General features: G+C 70.0%; 26 protein-coding genes. 18 read left to right on the top strand and 8 right to left on the bottom strand.

Annotated features, from left to right (window positions below):
* Position 1: 1 nt before the first annotated feature.
* Positions 2-1063 (top strand): alpha/beta hydrolase, encoded by a 1062-nt coding sequence (locus tag ACFWX1_RS29005; RefSeq protein ID WP_378392602.1) that lies wholly within the window; start codon positions 2-4, stop codon positions 1061-1063.
* Between the two features lie 21 nt (positions 1064-1084).
* Here the strand turns inward: ACFWX1_RS29005 and ACFWX1_RS29000 are convergent, their stop codons facing one another.
* Positions 1085-1264, bottom strand: coding sequence for a hypothetical protein (locus ACFWX1_RS29000; RefSeq protein WP_378392601.1), 180 nt, complete (start codon positions 1262-1264; stop codon positions 1085-1087).
* A 163-nt stretch (positions 1265-1427) separates the two neighbouring features.
* Positions 1428-1604, bottom strand: a complete 177-nt coding sequence (locus ACFWX1_RS28995) for a hypothetical protein (RefSeq protein WP_378392599.1) — start codon at positions 1602-1604, stop codon at positions 1428-1430.
* A gap of 123 nt (positions 1605-1727) precedes the next feature.
* Between ACFWX1_RS28995 and ACFWX1_RS28990 the strand changes: the two genes are divergently transcribed.
* On the top strand, positions 1728-2378 hold the full coding sequence (locus ACFWX1_RS28990; protein ID WP_378392597.1) for a lamin tail domain-containing protein: 651 nt from the start codon (positions 1728-1730) through the stop codon (positions 2376-2378).
* A 493-nt stretch (positions 2379-2871) separates the two neighbouring features.
* Positions 2872-4623: an arabinofuranosyltransferase gene (locus ACFWX1_RS28985; RefSeq protein WP_378392595.1), complete on the top strand. Its 1752-nt coding sequence runs from the start codon at positions 2872-2874 to the stop codon at positions 4621-4623.
* Positions 4624-4663: 40 nt separating this feature from the next.
* On the opposite strand, the gene ACFWX1_RS28980 is transcribed toward ACFWX1_RS28985, so the two are convergent.
* Together ACFWX1_RS28980 and ACFWX1_RS28975 are read right to left on the bottom strand one after the other, a co-directional pair.
* Positions 4664-4915, bottom strand: coding sequence for a hypothetical protein (locus ACFWX1_RS28980; protein ID WP_378392594.1), 252 nt, complete (start codon positions 4913-4915; stop codon positions 4664-4666).
* On the bottom strand, positions 4881-6080 hold the full coding sequence (locus ACFWX1_RS28975) for an AbrB family transcriptional regulator (RefSeq protein WP_378392592.1): 1200 nt from the start codon (positions 6078-6080) through the stop codon (positions 4881-4883). The genes ACFWX1_RS28980 and ACFWX1_RS28975 overlap by 35 nt, the downstream gene beginning before the upstream one ends.
* A gap of 427 nt (positions 6081-6507) precedes the next feature.
* On the opposite strand from ACFWX1_RS28975, the gene ACFWX1_RS28970 reads away from it, so the two are divergent.
* From ACFWX1_RS28970 to ACFWX1_RS28955, 4 genes are read left to right on the top strand one after another with little or no spacing between them, the layout of a single operon-like run.
* Positions 6508-7443, top strand: coding sequence for a hypothetical protein (locus ACFWX1_RS28970; RefSeq protein ID WP_378392590.1), 936 nt, complete (start codon positions 6508-6510; stop codon positions 7441-7443).
* Positions 7440-8555, top strand: coding sequence for a hypothetical protein (locus ACFWX1_RS28965; protein WP_378392588.1), 1116 nt, complete (start codon positions 7440-7442; stop codon positions 8553-8555). Before ACFWX1_RS28970 ends, ACFWX1_RS28965 begins: the two co-directional genes overlap by 4 nt.
* A gap of 5 nt (positions 8556-8560) precedes the next feature.
* Positions 8561-8911, top strand: a complete 351-nt coding sequence (locus tag ACFWX1_RS28960) for a hypothetical protein (protein ID WP_378392586.1) — start codon at positions 8561-8563, stop codon at positions 8909-8911.
* On the top strand, positions 8912-9568 hold the full coding sequence (locus ACFWX1_RS28955) for a caspase domain-containing protein (protein ID WP_378392584.1): 657 nt from the start codon (positions 8912-8914) through the stop codon (positions 9566-9568).
* Positions 9569-9636: 68 nt separating this feature from the next.
* Here ACFWX1_RS28955 and ACFWX1_RS28950 read toward each other — a convergent pair whose 3' ends face one another.
* Positions 9637-10494, bottom strand: coding sequence for a helix-turn-helix transcriptional regulator (locus ACFWX1_RS28950; protein ID WP_378392582.1), 858 nt, complete (start codon positions 10492-10494; stop codon positions 9637-9639).
* Positions 10495-10632: 138 nt separating this feature from the next.
* On the opposite strand from ACFWX1_RS28950, the gene ACFWX1_RS28945 reads away from it, so the two are divergent.
* The 6 genes from ACFWX1_RS28945 to ACFWX1_RS28920 all read left to right on the top strand — a co-directional run bounded on the left by ACFWX1_RS28945 (position 10633) and on the right by ACFWX1_RS28920 (position 15788).
* Positions 10633-11412: an NAD(P)H-dependent oxidoreductase gene (locus ACFWX1_RS28945; RefSeq protein ID WP_378392580.1), complete on the top strand. Its 780-nt coding sequence runs from the start codon at positions 10633-10635 to the stop codon at positions 11410-11412.
* Between the two features lie 69 nt (positions 11413-11481).
* Positions 11482-13017, top strand: coding sequence for a DUF4157 domain-containing protein (locus ACFWX1_RS28940; protein WP_378392578.1), 1536 nt, complete (start codon positions 11482-11484; stop codon positions 13015-13017).
* A 16-nt stretch (positions 13018-13033) separates the two neighbouring features.
* Positions 13034-13597, top strand: a complete 564-nt coding sequence (locus ACFWX1_RS28935) for a hypothetical protein (RefSeq protein WP_378392576.1) — start codon at positions 13034-13036, stop codon at positions 13595-13597.
* A 29-nt stretch (positions 13598-13626) separates the two neighbouring features.
* Positions 13627-14217 carry a prolipoprotein diacylglyceryl transferase family protein gene (locus ACFWX1_RS28930; RefSeq protein WP_378392574.1) on the top strand — a complete coding sequence of 197 codons (591 nt, stop codon included), beginning with the start codon at positions 13627-13629 and terminating at the stop codon, positions 14215-14217.
* Positions 14218-14281: 64 nt separating this feature from the next.
* Positions 14282-15037 carry a methyltransferase domain-containing protein gene (locus ACFWX1_RS28925; protein WP_378392572.1) on the top strand — a complete coding sequence of 252 codons (756 nt, stop codon included), beginning with the start codon at positions 14282-14284 and terminating at the stop codon, positions 15035-15037.
* A 76-nt stretch (positions 15038-15113) separates the two neighbouring features.
* Positions 15114-15788: an MFS transporter gene (locus tag ACFWX1_RS28920; protein WP_378392570.1), complete on the top strand. Its 675-nt coding sequence runs from the start codon at positions 15114-15116 to the stop codon at positions 15786-15788.
* Positions 15789-15818: 30 nt separating this feature from the next.
* Here ACFWX1_RS28920 and ACFWX1_RS28915 read toward each other — a convergent pair whose 3' ends face one another.
* A complete protein-coding gene (locus ACFWX1_RS28915) occupies positions 15819-16445 on the bottom strand; it encodes a winged helix-turn-helix transcriptional regulator (protein WP_378392568.1) in 627 nt (208 codons plus the stop codon).
* Positions 16446-16519: 74 nt separating this feature from the next.
* Between ACFWX1_RS28915 and ACFWX1_RS28910 the strand changes: the two genes are divergently transcribed.
* Positions 16520-17440 (top strand): alpha/beta fold hydrolase, encoded by a 921-nt coding sequence (locus ACFWX1_RS28910; RefSeq protein ID WP_378392566.1) that lies wholly within the window; start codon positions 16520-16522, stop codon positions 17438-17440.
* A gap of 39 nt (positions 17441-17479) precedes the next feature.
* On the opposite strand, the gene ACFWX1_RS28905 is transcribed toward ACFWX1_RS28910, so the two are convergent.
* Both ACFWX1_RS28905 and ACFWX1_RS28900 read right to left on the bottom strand, forming a co-directional pair.
* Positions 17480-18715 carry a cytochrome P450 gene (locus ACFWX1_RS28905; protein ID WP_378392564.1) on the bottom strand — a complete coding sequence of 412 codons (1236 nt, stop codon included), beginning with the start codon at positions 18713-18715 and terminating at the stop codon, positions 17480-17482.
* A gap of 202 nt (positions 18716-18917) precedes the next feature.
* Complete coding sequence (locus ACFWX1_RS28900; protein ID WP_378392562.1) at positions 18918-20000, bottom strand: PLP-dependent cysteine synthase family protein; 1083 nt, start codon at positions 19998-20000, stop codon at positions 18918-18920.
* 315 nt (positions 20001-20315) lie between these two features.
* Here ACFWX1_RS28900 and ACFWX1_RS28895 point away from each other — a divergent pair, with 315 nt between their 5' ends.
* Genes ACFWX1_RS28895 through ACFWX1_RS28880 form a run of 4 tightly spaced genes read left to right on the top strand, consistent with a single transcriptional unit; the run spans position 20316 to position 23483 of the window.
* Complete coding sequence (locus ACFWX1_RS28895) at positions 20316-20840, top strand: GNAT family N-acetyltransferase (protein WP_378392560.1); 525 nt, start codon at positions 20316-20318, stop codon at positions 20838-20840.
* Complete coding sequence (locus tag ACFWX1_RS28890; protein WP_378392558.1) at positions 20824-21531, top strand: TenA family transcriptional regulator; 708 nt, start codon at positions 20824-20826, stop codon at positions 21529-21531. Before ACFWX1_RS28895 ends, ACFWX1_RS28890 begins: the two co-directional genes overlap by 17 nt.
* Positions 21528-22754 (top strand): MFS transporter, encoded by a 1227-nt coding sequence (locus tag ACFWX1_RS28885; protein WP_378392556.1) that lies wholly within the window; start codon positions 21528-21530, stop codon positions 22752-22754. The genes ACFWX1_RS28890 and ACFWX1_RS28885 overlap by 4 nt, the downstream gene beginning before the upstream one ends.
* Before the next feature lie 18 nt (positions 22755-22772).
* Positions 22773-23483, top strand: coding sequence for an aspartate/glutamate racemase family protein (locus tag ACFWX1_RS28880; protein WP_378392554.1), 711 nt, complete (start codon positions 22773-22775; stop codon positions 23481-23483).
* Positions 23484-23789 lie beyond the last annotated feature (306 nt).

Below are 23789 nucleotides of genomic sequence, written 5' to 3'. Positions count from 1 at the left end.
TATGCACCGGCGTCATGGCAGGGTGAAACGCCGTCCCCTGCGCCGTGCCGGCGCGGCCACGTCGGCCGTTCTGGCGACCACGCTCCTGCTGGCGCCCGCTCAGGCACAGGCCACCGAGTCGTCCTGCCAGGACCTGAACATCCCGGTGCAACTCCTCGGACTGGTTCCCGAGACAGTCCACGGCAGACTGTGCACACCGCCGGGAGGCGCGGAAACCGTTCAGGTGCTGGTTCCCGGCGCGACCTACAACAGCGCGTACTGGGATCCCGCCCTCACCCCGGAGATCCGTTCGTTCCGGCTCGCGATGAACCAGGCAGGGTATGCCACTTTCACCCTCGACCGGCTCGGCAGTGGCGCCAGTTCCCGGCCACCCAGCGCACTGCTGACCGCGTTCACCCAGGCGGACGTGGTGCACCAGGTGATCCAGGCGATCCGGCGCGGCGAAGCGGGATCGCGGTTCGGCAAAGTGATTCTCGGCGGGCACTCGCTCGGCTCCGCCATCACCGTGCTCGAGGCGGGGACTTACCACGACGTGGACGGCGTGCTGGTCACGGGCCTGGCGCACCACATCAACCCTCCTGGCGCGCTGATCGTCCTCGGCTCGTTCATCCCGGTCGCGCTCGACCCGGCGACGTCGCAGCGGGGACTCGACCCCACCTACCTGACCACTCGGCCAGGCACCCGCTACCCGGCATTCCACGCGCCCGGACCCGACATCCCCGAGGTGGTCGCCTACGACGAGGCCACCAAGGACGTCGTCGCCCCCGGCGAACTGCTCGACGCCGCCGCCCTCGCCACGATCCTCCCCTACACCTGGCAGATCACCGCGCCGACGCTGGTCGTCGTCGGAGGCGGGGACGCCGGCCTCTGCGGCCCGCTCGCGACCGACTGCACCTCCTCGGCCGGCCTGCTGGCGTCCGAAGCGCCCTACTATTCGACGGCGGCGCGACTGCGGACCTACGTCCTGCCCGGCTACGGCCACTCGATCAACTACGCGCCCAACGCACCCGACTACCACCAAGCCGTCGCGCAGTGGGCCGCCGACATGGGATTCTCCCAGTAGCCGACGCCGAAAGACGCGGGGTCACTCCGGGTCCTTCACCAGACCATCCGCGGCTTCGAGACCGAGAATGTCGAGCAACAGCGCGCAGTCCTGCGCGTCGAGCGCCGCCGAGGCAACCATGCGCGCGCCGCGACGACGCTGTTCCTGACTCAGTTCCGCGATGTCGACCTCGTCCGCCGCACCCCGCGAGTACCGCCCCATGATCCCCCTTCGATCGCTGCCGCCATGCGTTCTCGGTACCGCCGGGGGCCAGGGCGGGCTGGGTCCGAAACCGTTTCCCGACGGTAGCGGGAAAGCCGCTGTGTTGTGGATACGGCAGCCGGGCAGTACCGAGGACCACCACTGCCACCGACAGTGGGTTTACCTACACCGGCCGGGTGAGCCCCGCGGGCGACGACGGTGGCAAGTGTCCGGTACCGGCGGATTGACCCGTCCGCCCGGTGTTCAGGCGGTGACGGCGGCCGGGAAGACCCGGCCGGCGCAGGAGATCCACAATGGACGGTCCGGCCGCCGCGAGCACGCCGGCCGGCACCCGGGTCACACCGGGACTTCGGCCCTGCCCCCGAGGCCGGATGGCGGCGGCGCCGCCGACTGGCCCCTTGTGAGCGGTGTTTTCCTTGCCCAGCATGGAAACACACCGACCCACGACCTGAGGAACCACATCATGATGAGCCGTCTCGTCATCGGGGTGTTCGCCGCGCTCACGGTGCCGACCGTCACCGCCGCCCCGTTGGAGGCCCAGGGCCTCGCTCCCCAAGTGTCGACCACGGTGGTGGTCAACGAGGTGGCCCCCTCGGGCCCGGCCGGTGAGAAGGACGAGTTCCTCGAACTGCGCAACATCAGCACTGCCCCCGTGAGCCTCACCGGTTTCACCCTGCGGTTCTCCGGGCCGACCTGCGCGCTCACCACCGTCCTCGCCCTTCCGGCGGGGCTTGTGCTGCAGCCCGCCAATGCCGCGGGCCAGTACCTCGTCGTGACGGGCCAGGACTTCGCCGGCACCATCTACGACCAGACGAACGTGCTGTCGTTCGTCGGCCCCGACCTGATGCGCGCCGACGTCGGCGCGGTGGCTCTCTTCGACCCCACCGGAAGGCGGGTCGACGCGGTCGGGTGGGCAGCACCGTTCCGCTCGGCGTGCCCGCAGGAGGGGCCGCCCGCGCGCACCCCGCCGCCGTCGCTGGGCCTGTCCCTGTCCCGCAACTACCTGAGCTGGGACACCGACAACAACCGCAACGACTTCAACCCGACGCCCCGTACTCCCGGCGCCCAGTGGCCGGAACCCCTGGCACGGCCGGAAACCGGTCTCCCCCGCTGAGCGCCGGTGCCTCAGGTCCAGACACCAACGCCCCCCGGGCGATCCTGATGCTGCCCGAATGGAATGGCCGCCCGCCCGCCTTTCCGGCAATCCCACGACCGGCGATCACTTTCACATAACAACACTCCGGAATAGGCAACCGGACGGGCATTACGCCGAACGGCCCAATCACCAGTTCCCTGAAGCGCGATGCGTATTTCGTCGGCGAACCGCATCGGAAGACCGCCACGCGCAAGCAGAGTGCCCCAGGCGGTGATCCACCTCACAAAGCAAGTATCAGCCGTGGCGGATGTAACGCCGGACGTCGCGCGACCGATGCGCCCGTCAGGTGAAACGCTTTCACCACGTTTCGGGGGGATCCCAGCACGCGTATCGGGAATGCACGCGCGATGACATTCCGGATACCGGCTGTCTTCCGTATTACGAGCTGCCTACGGCGGGTCGTGGTCGGGAATTCCCCCGCTCACACTTGTGAAGTAGGAGAGTCTCCCGGATGACCACGGTCCTCACCACTGAGCCCGGCGCCTCGGCCGCCGAGCCCGCCTCGGTGTCTCCCCGCCCCCGGGCCCGGGTCTGGAACTGGTTCGCATTCGGGCTCACCACCGCGGTTTTCGTCGTGCTGGCCTGGAACCGGCGCTGGATGAGCGACGACGGGCTGATCGTGCTGCGGACGGTGCGGCAGATCCTGGCCGGGAACGGGCCGGTGTTCAACCTCGGCGAACGGGTCGAATCCAATACCAGCACGCTGTGGACGTTTCTGCTCACGTCATTGGCCTGGATCCCCGGCCTCCGGCTCGAGTGGCTGGCGGTGCTCACGGGCTTGATCTGCGCGACCGGCGGTCTGCTGCTCGCTCTCGACGGCGCCCGGCGGCTCGCCGGCTCCGGCCGGTCGGTGTTCGTGGTGCCGGCCGGTGCGCTCGTGATGATCGCGCTGCCGCCGTTTCGCGACTTCGCCACGTCGGGACTGGAGACCGGGCTGATCACGCTGTGGCTCGGTGCCACGTGGTGGCTGCTGGTGCGGCACGCCCGGCGCCAAGCGAACGAACCGGTGGTGCTGACCGCCCTCGTGATCGGCCTCGGCGTCCTGGTCCGCCCGGACCTCGGACTGTTCAGCGCCTTTGCCGGGGCCGGGCTGCTGGTGCTCACGTGGCGGGGCTGGCGTGCCGCGCTGATGTGGATCGCCGCGGCCGCCGCGCTGCCGGTCGCGTATCAGATCTTCCGGATGGGCTACTACGGTCTGCTCACCCCGAACACCGCGCTGGTCAAGGAAGCCTCCAACGCGTTGTGGCACAGGGGGCTCATCTACCTCGCCGATTTCGCCGGCCCCTACTACCTGTGGATCCCGCTGGGATTGTGCGCGCTCGTCTCCGTGTTCCTGCTGTGGCGTAAGCCCGTGGACAAGCGTGTCGCGGTGGTGGTGGCCGTGCCGCTGCTCGGCGCGCTCGCGCTGGCGCTCTACGTCATCCGGGTCGGCGGCGACTTCATGCACGGACGCATGCTGCTGCCCGCGCTGTTCAGTCTCCTGCTGCCGGTGATGGCGATCCGGCTGACCCGCGCGACCGTCGTGCCCACGGTCGCGCTCGCCGCGTGGGCGCTGGTCGCCACCGGCTGGCTGCGGACCGAGTACACGAACCTGTCCCGGCCGATGAACGAGGCGACGGGCATCGCCGACGAACGCGCCGCCTACGTGACCGAAAGCCACCACACGCACCCGATCCTCGCGGAGGACTTCGATCAGTTCACCGCGATCGCCGAGCCGATCCGCGCACTGCTGCCCAGCGGCCATGGCGCGGTGCTCGTGCGCACCGAACAGGGCGACTGGCATCTCTACCCGGCCGGCACCGGGCGCAGCGTCGCGACCTTCTTCAACATCGGCGGCCCCGGCATGCTCCTGCCGCTGGACATGTGGGTCCACGACCCCATCGGGCTGTCCAATCCGGTCGCCGCGCACACCACGCCCTATCCCGATCGCCGGGTCGGGCACAACAAGTACGCGGGCATCGACTGGGAGGTCGGTGATCTGGCCGAGGGAACGACGGCGCAGCTCGCCGAGCGCGGCGACTTCACGGCCGCCGACCTGGACGCGATCCGCCACACGCTCGCTTGCCCCGGCACCCAGGAGATGCTCGCCTCCGTACGGGCACCGCTGACCTTCGACCGCTTCCGGGACAACTTCGTGCACGCCATCGAACGCAGCGGACTGCGCTACGACCACAGCCCAAGCACAACGCAGACATGCTCCTGAGGTCGAGTGCGCGCCGTTCCGGCTTCGCGCAGTTCATCCTTCACGGGGCCTGAGGCGCGGCCTCCCTTCCCGGTGTTTCGGCCGTTGCCGGGTCACCGGTGAAGGCGAGGAGATGGAGCGCGTCTTCGAGGGCTCGGCGCGAGCGGACGCGCAGCCGGGCGACGAGTTCGGCTCGCCGGGCATCGTCGGCCGCCGCGAACTCGCGTTTCCACGATTCGGTTCCGTGAATACTGGCGATCACCGTGTCGAGATCGACGTCAACGGCCAGTGACAGGGACGTTCGTTCCGTCATGGTCACCTTCCTTTGCGGGACTCGGGTTTTCCTGGCTTTGCCGGGGCCGCGGTACCGGGCGGGCCCTGGCAGCGAACCGGCGGACGAGCGGTGGCATGACCAGGCAGATGGCGAACAGCCGCAGGCTCTGGACCGCCGAAACGATCGGCACGTCGGCGCCGGTGGATCCCGCGGTGGCCAGTACCGCGTTGATCCCGCCGGGAGTCGTGGCGAGGTAGACGTCGAGGAAGCGCATGTCGGTGACGCGCGTCAGCAGCCAGGCCAAGCCGGTGCAGGCCAGGCAGATCAGGATGGTCCCGGCGAGAATGTGCGGAAGCGCTTTCCCGACCTGGCGCAGCGAGGGCGTGCTGAAGCGGAGACCGACCTCCAGGCCGATGACGAGGAAGATCAGGTCCCGTAGCGGGCCGGCGGGGGTGAAGCCGCTGGTCACGTCCGCGGTGGTGGCGATGGCGGCGGTCAGCATCGACCCGAGCACCATCGGGGCTGGCAGCGACAGCCGGCGGCCGAGACCGCCGCCGAGCACACAGATCGCGGTCAGTGCGAGCAATCCGGTGATCTGGTTCGGCGCGGTGACAAGCGGAGGAAAGAAGGCCGGACCGGCCGGCGGCGGATCGCTGTCGCCTGCCGAAGTGTGCTGCACCGCGAAGACGAGTAGCGGCGCGGTCATCGCGACGAAGCCGACCCGCAGGTACTGCGCGACGGCGACCAGGCGGGAGTCGGCGCCGACCGCGGAGGCGCAGGCCACGATCGCCGCCGAGCCTCCCGGCATCATCGCCAGCACCGTGTCCGGCAACGCGACCCGCGTAGTGCGAGACATCCCGTACGCGATGGCGGTGCTGACGACGACCGTGGCCAGGGTAACCGCTGTGAGAGGCAGTACAGAGGGGCCGATCGACGCGAGAGCGCCCCAGTGCAGATAGCCGCCCATCATGGCTCCCACCATGGCGTGGCCCGCCCGGGTGAGCTGCCGCGGCAGCGGCTTCCCGGCCATTCCGGTCAGTGCGAGCGCCGCACCGAGTACCAGGGCGACCAGCAGGTGCGCGGCCGGGACACCGGCTCGATCCGCGAACTCGCCGAGGATCCCGGCGGCCACCAGCGCGAGGACCCACGGCCATCCCTCGCGGATCCGGTGGTAGAGCGTGTTCTGCTTCGGAAGGGTGGTCATCACGGTGCGACGTTCGCCTTTCACTGGCCGCTACCCGAGGGCGAGTAGCGGTGAGTGTTCAGGTGGACACGTACAGCAACGTATCGTGAACCGATCCAGAAAAGGGACAAACATCATCATTGCGACACCTTCGAGTGATCACGAGCACCGAGTCGACGGAGACGCCGGGATCCCGCCACCCGAGTCCACAAAGGACCAACGGCGGCCACTGGCACGCAGCGGACTGTCTACAAAGGACGCACGGTGGCGGGCGCCTGCGACCGGAGTGGCGACTCCGCACCGGAGGCCTGTCCTGTCGATCCCGCAAGGTCCGCTTCACCGGAATCTCGTTACGACATCAGGGTGAACGCGTGCGAGTTCGATAACAGGACGGAGGGTAATCGCTACTTTCCCGGTGGTTGCCCGCCGCCACTGGGAAGGACCCACCGTGATCGAAGATCGACCCCAGCCCATGCCGGGCTGGCGAGGGGGCGACGGCAACGCCGCCTATCTGGACAAGAACCTGCGGCACCGGCCGATGGACCTGTCCCTGGACGACACCGTGAGCTGGCGGGTGGTGTTCCAGATCTGGTCGCGCGCGGCCGCGGCCTCGGTCGCGGTCTGGCTGGTGTTCGCGCTGATCGCCTTCCTGGTCGGCCTGGGCAGCGCGTCCTCCTCCAGCCGGCTCAGCAGCTCCGGGCTCGGCGCCTCGGCTGTGCTCTACTCGATCGGCACCCTGCTGGCCATCGTGGCCTTCTTCGTGGTGGCGCTGCTGACCAAGCTGCCCGAACCGATCGCCGAGTGGCGGGTGCTGCTGGCCGACCGCGCCGAGTTCGCGCCCGCCGTGTACAGCCAGATCGCGGGCACTCTGCGGGAGCGCCAGCTGCCCATCGGCGGCGGCGCGCGACGCATCCGCACCGGGTTCGGCCCGGCGCACCACAGCAACCGGCTGGTCCTCACCGAGGGGGATTTCCGGGTGTACGTCTCGGTGTTCAGCTACGGCACGAGCCTCTACCTGGGCTGGCTGATGTGGCGCTCGCGGCGCGGGAGCACGCTGATCGGGCAGTTCCTGGCCGGCATCGTGCGCGGCATGGCGGGCCACAACGACCCGGAGATCGCCATGCTGCGCGCCGAGCGGGCGCGGGCCATGCGCGAGGCCGTGCACGCCGCCTGCCGGGAGGGCCTGATCGTGGCCGTGGACGGCCTCCAGGTGCCCGACCAGTACGGCTTTCCCTACGGCATGCCTGCCGTGGAGGACGGGGAGTTCGCCAGCGCGCCGGTGCCCGGCGCGGGCTACCCTCAGCCGGTGCAGCCGCCGATGCCACCGCCGGCACAACCGCCGGAGACCGGGCGGCACGCCACGCCGGGAACCCAGGCGCCGTGACCGTTCCCGGCGTTCTGCTGGAGAGTTCGGCACGGATGAGCTGGGCGTGGGCCGGCCTGCGGGTGAGCCCCGCCCCGAAACTGGCCGACACCCGCGCGTACGCCGACGTGGCCGAGCCCCAGCGGCGCGCACAGACCACCGCCCGCGAGCGCGCCTGGCTCGCGGGCCAGTGGACCACCGAGTCGCAGGCCCGCTGGGAACTGCGGTTCGGCAACGACCCGGCGACGCGGCTGGTGTCCTGCACCCTGCTGGCCCGGGTGCAGGACACCGACCCCCGGCTGGCCGAGCAGGCGGCGGTGCGGCTGCGGGACCGCCTCGCCGCCGCGCCCGCGCACGTGCTGACCGAGCCGGTGCTCGACGAACACGAGATCAGCCACCGGCTCGTGCCCGGCCCGCTGGACGGCCGGGGCAGCTTCGAGGTGCGCAAGCGGCTGAGCTGGGCGACGTGTTCGAGGCGCGACACGGGGCGGCAGGTCTGCTTCGCCGTGTCCCCGCTGGTGCCCGAGGACCGGTCCTGGGAACCCCTGTGGCACGAGCTGGCAAGGCTGCCCCAGCCCACCGTGCTCAGCGTTTACCTGGAACCGTACGCGCCCTCCCCCGGCCTGATCGGCGGGCTGCGGCGGCTGGTCGAGGAGTACGACCATCTCGCCCGGCCCGGCTTCGCCAACCCGATCTGGCCCGTGCCCCCGGCACCCGACCGGTTCGCCGAGCGCGCGGCCCCGCTCTACGCCCGGGCCGCCGCCCGCTACACCGGCGGGCTCTGCTTCCGCACCCGCGTTTCCGTTGCCTCCTCAGGACCTGTGCCCTACGGCTTCGCCGAGCTGCTCGCCGACACGGTGGGCGGCGGGGTAGCCTGCCAGCCGCCCGCCGCCGAGCTCGACGCCGCGTGGCGCAACCTCGCCGCGCTCAACCGGGACTGGCTCGACCAGAGCTACCGCCAGGGCGCTCCGGCCGGCAGCCTGCGGGACACCGAGCGCGTCCTGTGCGATCTGTGCGACCTCGACGAGGCCGCCGCCGCGTTCCGGCTGCCCTACGAGGTGCCGGGCCACCTGCCGTTGTTCGAGACCGCGGGGCGGCGCCGCCGTCCCGGTACCACCACCGCCGAAAGGTGACCGCAGTGCACGAAGTCCTCTTCGAGTTCGAGGGCACCCCCGCCGACCGCGACCGCGACGCCCGCGACCTGGTCACCTGGCTGGAGGAGGACCTGCGGGGCAGCGTCAGCCTCCGCATGGCCGGCCCCGCCGAGGGCGAGCTGGGCGGCGCCGCCGACGCCGCCGTCGTGCTGGCCGCCACCGCCCCGCTGGCCCGGCCGTTCTTCACCTGGCTGACCGAGCGGGTCAAGGCACGCAGGATCAGCCTGCGGATTTCCGCCAGCCACAAGGGAGAACAGCTCAAGATCGACGTCGAGACCCCGCAGGACGCCGAGGCGCTGCTGGAGCGGATCGTGCGGCTGCTGGACGAGAACTGAGTGCCCGGCTCCCGTGCCGTACTGGTCGGCACCTGCACCTACACCCAGGGCCTGCCCCAGCTGGACCAGGCCGCCGCCAACCTGACCGACCTGTTCGACGCCCTCGTCGAGGTCGTCGACCCCAGCGGCCTGCACGCGGTCACCGACCCGACCGCCGCCCAGCTGGTGCTCGACCCCCTCGACCGGTGTGCCTCGTCCCCGGCGGAGCTGCTGCTGTTCTACTACGCCGGTCACGGTCTGCGCGACCAGGACGACCGCCTGTGCCTGGCCCTGCCCGGTTCCGTGGACACCCCGCACGACGCCCGCCGCACCTCCCTGCCCGTGGACTCCGTGCTGGAGATCATGAAACGCGCCCCGGCCCGGCACCGGGTCGTCATCCTGGACTGCTGCTACTCCGGTCTGGTCATGGACTCCCCCGCCGCGGCCGACCTGCACCTGCTGACCGCCACCACCCGCACGGCCAGAGCCGCCTACCGCGCGGACGCCCGCAACACCGAGTTCACCGGCGAACTCGTACGAATCCTCGCCGACGGCCCCGGCCCGGTCGACCTCGGCGGCGTGTACCGCCACCTCGACCGGGCGCTGCGTGCCCGCGGCCTGCCGCGTCCCCGGCAGCGCTGCGTCGACCACAGCGCCGGCTTCGTGCTGCGAGCGTAGACCGGTCTTGTCCCGCGCCCACCGCGACGACGACCAACCGGCCACTGTGGACACCGCACGCCGGTGCCTCATCTCCGCGAGGCGGACTCCTCACCGACCGATTCCCCAAGCGGGCCAGCGTCCTCCGCGCCCAGGCCGGCGAGCAGGCGCAGCCCGTCCTCGGCGGCGCTGCCGGGGGCCGCGGACAGCACCAGCAGCTCCATGCCCGACTCGTCCGGTAGCGCGAAGTTCTCCTGGTGCAGCTCCAGAAGCCCGACCAGCGGATGCCGGTACGTCTTGCGTCCCTGTGTCCGGGCGCGCACGTCCGCGCGGGCCCAGAGGCGGCGGAAGCGCTCGCTGCCCATCGCCAGCTCGCCGATGAGCGAGGCCAGCCGGGGGTCCTCGGGGTATTTGCCGGCGGCGAGGCGCAGGTGCCCGACCACGTCGAGGGTGCAGTTCTCCCAGTCCGCGTAGAGGCCGCGCTCGGTCTCCTCGAGGAAGATGTGCCGCGCGGTGTTCAGGCCGGGCATCGGACGGCCGTAGAGGAGCCCGGCGAGGCGGTTCCCGGCGAGCACGTCCATGCGGTGGTCCATGATCAGCGCGGGTGCGCCCGCGACCAGGTCGAGGACGCGCAGCAGCTCCGGCCGGAGCCGCCCGCCCGGCGCCTTCGCGCGGCGGCGGCGTTGCCGGGCGAGCCGGTAGAGGTGCTCGCGCTCGGTCTCGTCGAGGCCGAGGACGCGGGCGAGCGCGTCGAGGACCTGCTCGGAGGGCTGAGTCGCGCGGCCCTGCTCCAGGCGCACGTAGTAGTCGACGCTCACTCCGGACAGATGCGCGACCTCCTCGCGGCGCAGCCCTTCGACCCGGCGGTACCGCTCGGCGGGGATGCCGACGGCCGCCGGGTCCACCCGGGAACGCCGGGTACGCAGGAAGCCCGCGAGATCGTCCATGCCTCCAGTATGGCCGCGGCGGCGTGCGTGAGGGTGGCCCTGCCGATACCAGGATGTCCGGTCCGAGGGAAGCGGCGTCCCTGAACGCCGGGCGCCGCGGCGCCCAGGATCGGAAGCACCCGATCCGAAGGAGTTCCCATGAAGACGCTGATCGTCTACGCCCACCCGGAGCCGAAGTCGCTCAACGGCTCGCTGAAGGACCTCGCGGTGTCCACATTGGAGACCGCGGGGCACGAAGTACGGGTGAGTGATCTGTACGCGATGAACTGGAAAGCGGTCGTGGACGCCGCGGACTACGGCCCCGGTGCCTCGAGCCCGCTGAAGGTCGCCCTGGACTCGGGCCGCGCCTTCGACGCCGGGACGCTCACCCCGGATGTCCTGGCGGAGCAGGAAAAACTGCTGTGGGCCGACACGATCGTCTTCCAGTTCCCGCTCTGGTGGTACACGATGCCCGCGATCCTCAAAGGCTGGGTGGACCGGGTGTTCACCTACCACTTCGCGTACGGCGTCGGCGAGCACAGCGACACCAGGTACGGCGAGCGATTCGGCGAAGGCACCCTCGCGGGCAGGAGGGCGCTCCTGTCGGTGACCGCCGGCGGCCCGGAATCGCATTACGCCGCGCGCGGGATCAACGGCCCCATCGACGATCTGCTGTTCCCGATCCAGCACGGCATCCTCTACTACCCGGGCATCGAGGTGCTGCCGCCGTTCGTGCTGTACGGCACCGACCGGATGACCGGCGAGGACTACGCGGACGTCGCCAAGGCCTGGGAGCAGCGCCTGCTCACCCTGGAATCGACCGAGCCGATCGCGTTCCGGCGGCAGAACTTCGGTGACTACGAGATCCCCTCGCTGCACCTCAAGGACGGGCTGGAGCCCGAAGGCCGCACGGGCTTCGGGCTGCACGTGCGCGGCTGACCACCGGCGCGGGCCGGGGTGTGCGCCGACGGTGACGCGGCGGTGACGGCGGCCGCCGACGATCCGGTGGTGCCTTTCGAACCCGTGCGCAGGCGACCCCCGGCGCAGGCGCCCGCCGCCGCGCCCGCGCCGGACACCACCGCCGGACCCGAGCCGCTGCCCGACACTCTTCGCCGGAACCTGGAAGCACGGCTGGGCGGCGATTTCAGCCGGATCCGGGTGAGCAGCGGAGCGCAGACCGCCGACGCGGCGGGCGCCAGGGCCTGGTCCATGGGGGACGACCTCTGGTTCGCCAGGGCCGAATACCGGCCGGGCACCCGCCGCGGCGACGAGCTCATCGCCCACGAACTCGCCCACACGATGCAACAGCACGGCTCGCCGGACTCGTCCTCCGCGACGAGCACACATCCCGTGCTCGAACGGGAGGCGGACGCCGTGGCGGCGGCGTATGTCGCCGGATCGGCGGTCCCGCCGATCTCCCGCCGGGTCGGCGGACGCAGGCGGCGAAAGGAACCGGAAGCGCTGTCGGTCGTCCCGTCGATGGCCGAGTCGGACAAGACCCGGAGCTGGTTCGATCCCGCCGACAAGACCGTGAAGCCGGTCTGGACCGAAGCGTCGGGCTACGTCAAGAACCCCTCGGCGCGCAAACTCGAGTCTCTTGTCCAGAACGGCAAGATCGGCGGCGGCTTCGAGAACGGCGTGTTCCCTTACGCGATCGACACGAACGGCGAGGCGATCCTCGGCAAACGTCTCGGCGAGCGGGGCGGCGGGCCAGGCCGGGCGACCGGCCTGCCGCATCCGACGTTGATCGGGGGCAAGAATCCCACCGGACTGGCGTTCGGCGACGTCGAGATCCGGGCGGGACGGATCTACCGGATCGACAACCAGTCCGGGCACATGCAACCGGGGCGGGCCAGGCTCGGGATCGCCTCGAAAACCTTCCTCAAGCTTCCCACGTCGGCGTTCCACCCCGACTTCTTCGCGGAGTCCGTCCATTTCGACGCGGCAGGCGGGAAGACCACCCAGCGGTTCCGTTCGCTCGACATGCTCAAACTCAAGATGCGGGACTTCAAACGCTCGCTGCGGGTGCTCAAACCGCGGGCACTGGCCGGCCGTTTCCGCAGCCCGAAGTTCCGCGCCCAGGCCGCGTCCGGGGCGAAGGCCGCCGCGGCGATCCTGGCGATGTTGCTCCTCGACTACCTGATGTCGGAGGTCAAGTCGTCGATCGACGACTCGCTGATCCAGCAGCAGATCGACAAACTGGGGCCGGAGATCGAGCGGAAGCTGGCGGCGCAGGGCGAGCAGCTGGACGCCCTGCTGGCCGAGGATTCGGAGGCGGAGGTCCAGATGAACGTCCGGTTCGACATCATCAAGCCCCAGATACGCACTTTCGGCGAAGGCGAGACGACGTCCGTGGAAGGTCTTCCGATGGTGGAACTCGCGGAGGTCGGCTTCAGCCGTCAGCCATGGGACGCGACGCCGACGCGATCCACCCAGTACACCTGCGGTTCGACCCTGCACACCACGCGGGTGACGGTCAGCCAGCCGTTCGACCCGGGTGCGCTCTTCACCGGCGAATCGGCGCCCGAAAGCCCGGCGAAATGAGAAAGGCGCGTTCAGCATGACCGAGGCAACGGTCTTCCAGGCGCTGGAGAGCAGGCGGCCCGGCGAGCCCGCCGGCCCGTGGCTGTCCCGGATCCTCGCGGCGCTCCCCAGCGAGCGGCCGCCGTCCGAAAAGTGCGTCGACACCCTCGCCCACGTACTCGTCGGCGGAGCCGGAGATGTCCATCCCCACCTGGACGAGGACCCGGCGGCCCAGGTCGGGTTCTGGCGGACGCTCAGCACACGGTTTCCCGGCGTGCCAAGGCTGCGGGGCATCTACGCCGACACGCTGCTGCTCACCGGGAGCACCGATGAAGCGCTGCGTGAGTTCCTCGCGGCCTTCACCGCGGATCCCCTGCTCATCTACCGCTTCAGCGGGGACCTCAGCGACCTGTTCGAGCGGGCCGGAGGCGTGTCATGGGCCCTTTACCGCGCTCTCGTGATCGTGGCGGCCGAGCGGGACGACCCCGACGGCAATCGGGACTACATCGCCGAACAACAGCGGCTGCTGGTGCACGACCTGCGCGAGCAGCCCGCGCTCCTGCAACCGGTGCTCGGCATACTGCGGCCGCTGCGGCGGTGAACGGGCTCAACGCCTTCTTCGATCAAACGGTGGGCCCGCGACTGAAGCTGGGAAGCCGCCTGGTCGGTTCCTGGGAGGCCTTGCTGGTCGCCGCCTGCGTGACCGGCACCGCGGTGTGGACGATCCTCGGCACGACGGCCGGGCTGCCCGCGACGCTGCTGGCCGGTCTCCCCGTGGCTTGGGCCGCGGCGTTCGCCCTGGCGTGGCACCGGATGCGACGTGCGCCGGCGCCGCGGTTCATCTTTCACCGGCACGCGGCCGTCGGCTTGGCCATGGCGGTGCTGCTCGCCCAGACGACCGGTGCCCGCTCCCCCGTCGTTCTCGACGTCTGGGCGATCGCGTCGGCCGCGGGGCTGGCCGTCGGCCGGGTGGGCTGTCACCGGGGTGGCTGCTGTGCCGGCCGGCCCGCCAGGATCGGTCCGCGTTATCCGATGCTGGGCGGCGATCGGCACCTTCCCGTGCAGTTGCTCGAATCCGCGTGGTGCCTGACGCTCGCTGTCGCCGCCTGCGCCTGCCAGGACCTCTTCACTCCCGGCGTCACGGGCATCGCGGTCATATGCGCCTACGTCATGGTGCGGGTTCCCTTGCAACGGTTGCGCCAAGGCACGCCGCACAGCTGATCCTCCAGCGACGGCAACCGGCTCTTGTGGCGCCGCCCGAGCTGGGTAAGCCAGCATGGCCGGTATGCCTGCCGTTTCCGAGAATCACGTGGAGCCCGGCCAGCCGTCTCGGGTGAACGACTACGACAACTTGGCCGAGGGGTACTCGGCCGAGAACGAGACCAGCCTCATGAACGCCTACTACGAGCGGCCCGCGATGCTGGAGCTCGCCGGGGAGGTGACCGGCAGGCGGATCCTCGACGCGGGCTGCGGAGCAGGCCCCCTGTTCGCCGCGCTGCGCGATCGCGGCGCTGTCCTGACCGGTATCGACGCGAGTGCCGGGATACTGGAGCAGGCCCGGCGGCGGCTCGGGGCCGAGGCGGACCTCCGGGTGGCCGACCTGGCCGGCCCGCTGCCCTTCCCCGACGAGGCCTTCGACGACGTCGTGGCGTCCCTGGTGTTGCACTATCTGCGGGACTGGGGACCGGCACTGGCCGAACTGCGGCGCGTGCTGCGGCCCGGCGGCCGGCTCATCGTCTCGGTCGATCACCCCTTCGCGATCAACCTCCTGCACCGCCAGGCCGGAGCCGCGCCCGACTACTTCGCGACCTACAACTGGACCGAAGACTGGACCATGGGCGGCCGGACCACCCGGATGAGCTTCTGGAACCGGCCGCTGCACGCGATGACCGACGCCTTCACCGCGGCAGGCTTCCGCATCGCCGTCATCAGCGAACCGCACCCCGCACCAGGCGCCCGCGAACGCTTTCCCGACGAGCTGGCGAACCTGCCTTCCGGGGCTTTCCTCGGCTTCCTGTTCTTCGTCCTCGAGGCAGGCTGACGCCGGAACTCGCTGGGCCTCGCGGTTTTCCGGTGAAGTGATCCAGCCGCGTCGCCGGACGCTATACGGTGTGCGCATGTACGTGACGCCGTCAACGCCGAGCGACCCGCGCCCGGCTGCCGGACCGCCCTGGTGGCTGGTCATCGGGCCCGGGTTCGCCGCGCTCATCGGCCTGTTCCTGCTCACCGTGATCTACCCCGTCGACGGCCGGTCGGCCCTGCAGCTCGACTTGGCCCTGTCCGATCAGTCGCTGCTGCTGAGCGGCCTCGTCGCGTACCTCGTCGCCGCCGCGATCGCCTTCCCCGCCGGTCTCCTGCTCGGCGCGCGGTTCCCGACGTCGGTGACCGTGCCCGCGATCTGCCTGATGCTCCTCGGCGTGCTGCTGGTCGCCTTCGTCCCGGACAGCGGGCTGCTCCTGCTCGGGCGAGTACTCAACGGGCTCGGTGCCGGCGCGGCCATCGGCGTGACCGCCACGCTGATCCGGCGGCTCCGCACGGGTCGCGTCGCGGCGGCCGCGACGACGGCAGGCCTCGGCGTCCTCGCCTTGGTGATCGCGCCGTTCCTCGGCGGGCTCGTCTCCGAAGCGCTCAGCTTCCGTCTGGTGTACCTGATCGCCGCCCTGTTCACGTTCGTCGCGCTCATCGCCGCCGGAGTCACCGGCGTCGTGACGCTCATGTCGGCGAAGCCACCGGTCCAGCCGATGCCCCCAGGAATGCCTTATCCGCCACCGGGTCCGCCGCCCGTCGCCTGACTCCCCGCGTCCCGCGGCACCGGCACGCCGTCAGGCGGCGAAGACGGTGCGGACGACGGACTCGTCGCCGTCGATCTCGGCCAGTCCGAGGGCACGGGCGTCGCTGAGCGTCAAGGCACCGGCGGCAAGGCCGAGGACACAGGCGGGGTCGGCGCGGACGGTGGCGTCGAGGGCGCGGCCGTCATGCGGGCCGACCTCGACGCCGGAGCACGTCGCGTGCAGTTGGAGGGGCGGGTCGCCGATCTCGAGACCGACCGTCGCCGAGTGGCGGACCTTGACCCGGGTACCGAGCAACGCGGGGACCGCGAGGGCGAGCCACTCGGGGCGGAAGGAGTCGCCGCCGGGGCCGCGGACCATCAGCGGGGTGGACCAGCGGATCAGGCTCTCGATCGGCTGGCGCAGCTCCGCGCCCCACGGCGTGAGGGCGTACTCGACCACGCTGCCCTCGCCGGCCAGCCGCCGCTCGACCACGCCCGAGTCCTCGAGGTCGCGAAGCCGGTCGGCGAGCAGGTTGGTCGCGATGCCGGGCAGGCCGTCGAGCAGGTCGCGGTAGCGGGCGGGGGCGATGAGGAGCTGGCGGACGATGAGCAGATTCCACCGGTCGCCGACGACTTCGAGGGACCGGGCGAGCCCGCAGTACTGGCCGTAGCTACGCATCGGGTCATTCTACTTGAGATTCTCAAGTGTGCGTGACAAGCTCAAGTCCACCGCGAGACCGAGAGGGGACCGTCATGGCCGGCACCACCCAGAGCGTGCGGCCCGGCTGGGTCGACGACGGCCTGTTCCCGTTCGAGAGCCGCTTCGCCGATATCGACGGGCACACCGTGCACTACGTCGACGAGGGGTCGGGCCCTGCATTGCTGTTCCTGCACGGCAATCCGACCTGGTCGTTCCTCTGGCGCGACGTGATCCGCGCGCTGCGCGGCGACTTCCGGTGCATCGCCCTCGACTACCCGGGCTTCGGACTGTCGACGGCGAAGCCCGGCTACCGTTACCTGCCCGAGGAACACGCGGACGTCGTCACCGGGTTCGTCGACGCGCTCGGTCTCACCGGCGCCACTCTGGTCGGACAGGACTGGGGCGGCCCGATCGGCCTGGCCGCCGCGCAGCGCCGGCCGGGCGTCTTCGATCGGCTGGTACTCGCCAACGCCTGGGCGTGGCCGGTCAACGGCGACCTCTACTTCGAGGCCTTCGCACGCATCGCCGGTGGTCCCCCGATCCGTTTCCTGGCCCGGCGGCTCAACCTCGTCGTCAACGCGTTCATCCCGATGGGTCACCGAAGGCGGAAGCCGACCGCGGCCGAGATGACCCACTACCGCCGGGCGCTGGACACTCCCGGGCGGCGGCAGGCCTCCGCCGTCCTCCCCGGCCGGATCACCGCCAGCAAAGCCTTCTTCGCCGAGATCGAGGCCGGCCTTGCCGACCTCGCCCACCTGCCGACACTGATCGTGTGGGGCGACGCCCAAATCGGCTTCCGCCCTCAGGAACGCGAACGCCAGGAAGCGATCTTCACCGACCACAAGACGGTGATCCTCAAGGGCGCGGGCCTCTACGTGGAGTCCGACGCACCCGAGGAGTTCGTCGCCGCGATCCGCGACTGGGCGCCGACGCGGCGCGAAGACGCGAATCGTGCGGGCGAGCGAGACGTGTAGACCCGCTCCCCCGCCCCGGGGTCGTGATGGCAGTGCTGCTTAGGGTGCTGTGGCCGGTTGATGGCCGCGCAGCAGGACGGGCAGGGTCCGATGTCCGTTGGAGATGAACGAGTCCAGGTGCCGCAGTTCGCCCGGGGCGACCGCGAGTGTCATGTCCGGGAACCGCTCGAACAGCGCCGGCAGGGCGATCGCCGCCTCCAGCCGGGCCAGTGGCGCGCCGATGCAGTAGTGCACGCCGTAACCGAACGCGACATGCGATTTGTCCGCGCGGCTGACGTCGAACTCGTCGGCGTCCTGCCCGTGCAGTGCCGGATCCCGGCCGGCGGCGGCATAGCCTGCCAGAATCGCCTCGCCCTGCCGGATGACGACGTCTTCGAGGTGGATGTCCTCGACGGCGTACCGCAGCGGCAGGTGCGCGACGGGCGCCTGCCAGCGCAAGGTTTCCTCGATCGCGTCCGCCCAGCCGATCTGCCCGGAGCGGATCAGGGCGAGCTGGCCGGGGTGGGTGAGCAGTGCGGTGATGGCCTGATCGAGCAGGTTCACGGTGGTTTCGTGACCGGCCGAGATGAACAGGATCAGCGTGTCGAGCAGTTCGGTCTCGTCCAGCCGGGCGCCGTCGTCCTGGCTGTGGGCGGCGATGAGCGCGGTGGTGAGGTCCTCGCCGGGCGTCACGCGCTTGGCCTCGACCAGTTCCGAGAGGATCGTGTGGATGTCCTGATACGCCGCCAATACCGCTTCCTGGCTTGCCGTGGTCTGGAAGAACATGTCGACGGCGCGGCGCAGCCCGGCGCGGGCCGCGTCCGGCACCCCGAACAGCCGGCAGATCACCTCGATGGGCACCGGGTAGGCGAAATTCTCGCGCAGGTCGACGGGTTCGCCCGCGGGCATGGCCTCGATCGCGGACAGCAGGCCGGTGACGATCTCGGTGATCGCGGGGCGCAGCGTGGCGATCCGGCGTGCGGTGAACGCCTGTGTCACGAGCGAGCGCAGCCGTTGGTGGTCGGCGCCGTAGGCGGTGAACATGTTCCGTACCGAGACCCACACGAGCAACGGCCAGTCCTGGCCGACGTCGGCCAGCGCGGGCCAGTGCTGCCGCGCGTCCTTCGAGACGCGAGGGTCGCTGAGCAGGCTGCGCAGCAGCTCGTAGTTCGTCACCGACCAGGCCACCACACCGCCCGGCAGTTCCACCAGGGTGAGAGGACCATGTTCGCGAAGCCGCTCGTTTTCGGCGTGGATGTCGTGGCCGTTCGGGTTCAGCGCCAGAGGCCGGAGCACCGGAGATCTCCTTTTGCCGGGAGGGGCACGAAACTCCAGCGTGCCAGTGGTCCGGACGTCCGGGCTATTCGCTGATCGGCTACTGACCCCACTACGGAAAGTAGCGCCCCTCGGCGCGGCGTGGTGTCATGCGCCGTGCTCACCATCGACCTCAGCCACTCCCCAGGCCACCTACCCCTGGTAGCGGCTTGAGGCACGCCCGCTAGGCGGCGTGATTCAGCCCGTCGTCGCGATCTTCCTCGGCACGCAGCGATTCCACGGGAACGGCCGGGTGCGCCGGGCACCGCGCGAGTTCGACGAGACGGTCGGGTTCGCGCAGTGCGGCGTCGTCGAGCACTGCGGCGAGCCCGCGCTCGCGCAGCCAATCGTCGTCGAAGGACTCACCCAGATAGTTCGCGCCGTCATCGGCCGCGACCGCGAGGATCCGGCTGCCCGGGTTGTGGTGCGCGTGGTGCAGCGCGGCGAACACCGCCGCACCCGCCGACTCGCCCACGAGCACCCCTTCGCGCCGCGCGAGCGCCCGGCTCGTGGCGATGCCCTCGTGGTCGTCGACCAAATGCACTCGATCGACCACCGAAAGGTCCAGGTTGCCGGGTTTCCACGCCAGCCCGAGCCCCCGCATCGCGTAACCGCGGAAGGGAAATCCGAAGGCCGCCGAGCCCGCGGCGTCCACCGCGATCGTCGTGAGGCCGGGTAGTTTTCCTTTGAGCATCCGGGAAAGCCCGCTGATGTGGCCGCCGGTGCTGACCGACGCCACCAGCGCGTCGAATGCGGGGAGATCGCTCAGTACTTCGCCCGCGGTATGCTCGGCGTGAATACGCGGGTTGTCCGGATTGCGATACTGATCCGGCCAGAACACCCGGGGATCGCCGGCACGCAACTGCCGGACACGCTCCAGCCGCTGTCGCTGATAGCCGCCGCTTTCGTCGGGAGTGTCCACCAGTTCGATCTCCGCGCCGAGCGCTTTCGCGTACCGCAGCACGGAAACCGGGGTCTTGGGGTCGACGACCAGGATGACGCGATATCCCTTCGCGGCACCGATGAGGGCGAGCGACTTGCCGAGATTGCCCGAAGTGGACTCGACGATGGTGTCGCCGGGGCGCAGCCTGCCGCTCGACTCGGCCTGCTCGATCATGAAATGCGCGGCCCTGTCCTTGATACTGCGGCCCGGATTCGCCGACTCGACCTTGACCAGCACCTGGCCGCCATTGTGCACGGTGAAGTTCCGCAACCGGACGATCGGCGTTCCGCCGATCAGTTCCAGTACACTATCGTGGATCGCCATCCCGCCATTCCTCCCCGACAATTCCGTCCACGACGCGGCTCGCGTCCCCATGGTCGCACAGCACGGCTTTTCCTCACTTGCTCCCTTTTCCCGGAAACCGCCGGCGCCGGTCACTCTCGGTGGCGGCCGGGTGCGCACGACCGAAGTTGCCGGTGCGCGAGGGCCGCGGATAGCTTCGTTTCCGAGGACGAATCCCGCGTGCCTGTCGCTCACCGCGCTCAGGCGCGCCGATCTTTCCGACGCCCTTTCGGGCCGCGAACTGGGGGCTTCGCCGTGTATACCTGCGTATGGCTCGAGGCCGGATCCGGCTCCGCCGTGACCGAGGTCGTCCGGCTGATCGAAATCGTCTCGGCGGACGAGCCGTTCGTCGGCCTGCCCGCGAACCCGACGGCCGAGGCGTCCTCGGCACTGCAAGCGAAACTGGCCGACGGCATCGCCTCCGGTCAGACGCAGGTGCTGACCGTGCGCGCGGAGTCCGGTGAGGTCGCCGGCTGTGTGGCGATCAGTCGCCCGGCCACGGCCAATCAGCGCCATATCGGCGAGCTGACCACCGGCGCCGTGCACCCCGGGCACCGGGGCGGCCCCGTGGTGACCATGGCCTTCCGCGAGGTCGTCCGCCGCTGCGAGGAGATCGGGATCGACCTGCTCCGGCTCGACGTCCGCGCCGGTATCAGAGCGGAACGAATCTGGCGTTCCTACGGATTCGGCGAGTACGGCAGGCTCGACGACTACGGCCGGATCGGCGCGGAAAGCTACTCCGGAGTCTACCTGGCGCAGCCGGTGAAACAGCTCAAGGCAAGGCTCTTCCCCAAGGAGGTATCCCGTGCTCAGCAAGGATGAATTCAAGAAGCGGTGCTACGCCACGATCGAGGAGCACACCTCGGTCACGCACCCGCTCGTCGCCGAGCTCGTGAAACCGGAGGCGAACTGGGAACTGCTGCAGGCACTGACCTTGCAGGGGTACCAGCTCACCAAGCATTTCCTGACCTACATCGAGCACCTCTTCTTCTACTGCCCGCTGCCCAAGCACAAGAAGGCGCTCATGGTCAACATGTACGAGGAGGAGACCGGCAGGCTTTCCGGCACGAAGAACCATGTCCGGCTGATGCAGGACTTCGTGCGCGCCATCCGGATCGACGACGCCACCCGGGACGCGGCCGAGCCCTACCCGCAGACCCAGGAACTCATCGACTACCGGATGGACCTGGTGAAGAACCCGGACACCTACCACCTGGGCGCGGCCGCCGTCGCGATCGCCAGCGAGGGCCAGAACCTCGAGGACACCGCCGGCCAGCACCGCCACTCGCTGCTGGGCAAGGTCTACGGCCTCACCGACGCGGACACGCTCTTCTTCTCCGTGCACGCCAAGGAAGACGTCGGGCACGTCCGGGAGGGCATCGCCCTGGTGAACGACCTGTGCACCGACGCGAAGATGCAGCAGGACGCGCTCGAGGTGGTGGAACACACCTGCAAGCTGTTCCAGGGGGTCTACGATGGCGTAGCCGAACGCCATCTGACCGGTGTGCGATGAAATCCGCCACGGCCACCAAAACAGCGAAGATCGGCGGAGGCGTCCTCGCCGCTTCCGTCGTGCTCGGGTTCGTCATATCGTTGCTCGGCTCCTCGCTGAAGAACACGGTGCAGGTCTACTTCCTGCCGATGGCGGACTCGTTCGGCCAGCAACGCGGCACGTTCGCGCTGGCCACAACGGCTTTCGCGATCACCTACGCCGTCGCCGCGCCGTTGACCGGCGCGCTGGCCGACCGGCTCGGGCCCGGCCGCGTGCTGCTGATCGGCACGGTGAGCGCCGGTTGCGCGTTCCTGCTGTGCGCGCTGGTCCCGTCGTTCGCGGTTTTCGTTGCGGCTTACGGGTTTTTGGCCGCCTTCGCGTACACGATGCTTTCGTACGTACCGCTCGGCGTGCTGGTCGACCGGCTGTTCTCGGAGAAACGCAAGGGCTTCTTCTACGCGCTGCTGACGAACGGCACCGCCGCCGGGTTCATCCTGCTCGTTCCACTGTGGACCTGGCTCGACGGCAGAACCAGCTGGAACAGCGTGCTCATCGGGCTCGGGGTGCTGTTGTTGTGCGTCATCACGCCGCTCACCGCGCTGCGCTTCCGCGGCGAGGCGAAGCCCGCCGCCTCGGTCTCGGCCGCCGGCGAACGTCCCAGCATCGCCTCGGCGCTGAAGACGTCCACCTTCGCGCGGCTGGCGGGTGCGTTCTTCGCCTGCGGGGCGACGATGGCGTTCATCGACGTCCACCTGATGCCGTTCATGGGCGATATGCACGTCCACACCGATCTCAGCGCGACGAGCGTCATCCTGCTCGGGCTGTTCGAGATCGGCGGTTCGCTGGTCGCGGGCAAGTTGTGCGACCGCGGCCTGGTCAAGAACGTGCTGATCGGCGGCTATCTGATGCGCGCGGCTTCGATGTTCCTGATCTCGGTGTCCACGTCCGGGTTCGCCGTCATCCTGTTCGGGTGCGTGTTCGGCCTGAGCTACCTCGTGACGGTCGTCGCCACCTCGCTCTGGGTGCTCAAGGCGTTCCCGGTCGAGGTGAAGGGCACGGTGATGGGCTTCATCTGGACCGCGCACCAGATCGGCGCCGCACTGAGCAGCCAGTTCGGCGCCTACACCCGCGACTCGACCGGCTCGTACCTGCTCGAGATCGTGGTCACCGGCGGCCTCGCGGTCCTCAGCGTCGGCCTGATCGCGGGCATGCCCGCCCCCGACCGGAAACTCGCGACCACCTGACCGTTCCGAGGAGACAGCATGCAGGAGACCAGGACCGTCGGCGTCATCGGCGGCATGGCTTGGGAGAGCTCGGCCACCTACTACCGGATGATCAACGAGAAGATCGCGGAACGGCTGGGCGCCAGGCATTCCGCGCGGCTGCTGCTCAACAGCACCGATTTCGAGGAGATCATCCAATGGCACGGCGCGGACGACTGGGCCGCCGTCGGCCGCAAGGTCACCGAACTCGCGCAGGGACTCGAAAAGGGCGGGGCGGGCTGCGTCCTGATCGCCTGCGTCACGCAGCACAACGTGGCCGACGAGGCCGCGGCCGGGATCGGCATCCCGCTCATCCACATCGCCGACGTCACGGGCGAGGCGATCGTCGCCGACGGCCGCCGCACGATCGGCCTGCTCGGCACCCGCTTCACCATGGAGAAGGACTTCTTCGCGGGCAGGCTGCGTGACCACTTCGGGCTCGACGTCCGTCTCCCCGACGAGCCGGGCCGCGCGTACCTGCACGAGACCATCTTCGAGGAGTTCGCCAAGGGCGTCTTCACGGACACCGCGCGCGCCCGGTACATCGATATCATCCGCGGCCTCGTCGCCGAGGGCGCGGAAGGAATCATCCTGGGCTGCACCGAAATCGGCCTGCTGATCCGCCAGTCCGATGTCCCCGACGTCCCCCTCTACGACACCACCGAACTCCACGTGAACGCCGCGGTCGAGTTCAGCCTCGCCAAGGACTAGCCGCAGTTCGTCCTTTGTGGACGCGGATCCACCGAGGGACGCCTTCGGTGCGCTCACCGCACCGAGGGACGCCCTCGTCGCACTCAACGCACCCAGGGCGTCCCTCGGGCGTCCCGCCCGGACAGCACCGGGTCTCGGTGTCGTGAACGCTCCGTTCGCGACGATCAGCGTCTCCAACGGAGCGTTCAGGACATCGCCGCGGGCAGCTGGATCCAGCTCGAAAGGGGCGAAGCGGGCCGGGCGCTAGGTGGAGGCGGGGGGTTGGGAGCCCTAACTAGGCTCCGGGTGGGGGGGGTGAGGGGGGAT

It is taken from the genome of Amycolatopsis sp. NPDC059021 (genome assembly GCF_042739895.1).
GTDB lineage: Bacteria > Actinomycetota > Actinomycetes > Mycobacteriales > Pseudonocardiaceae > Amycolatopsis.
The sequence above is the reverse complement of the archived record's forward strand: the minus strand, read 5'-3'. Positions and strand labels throughout refer to the sequence as shown.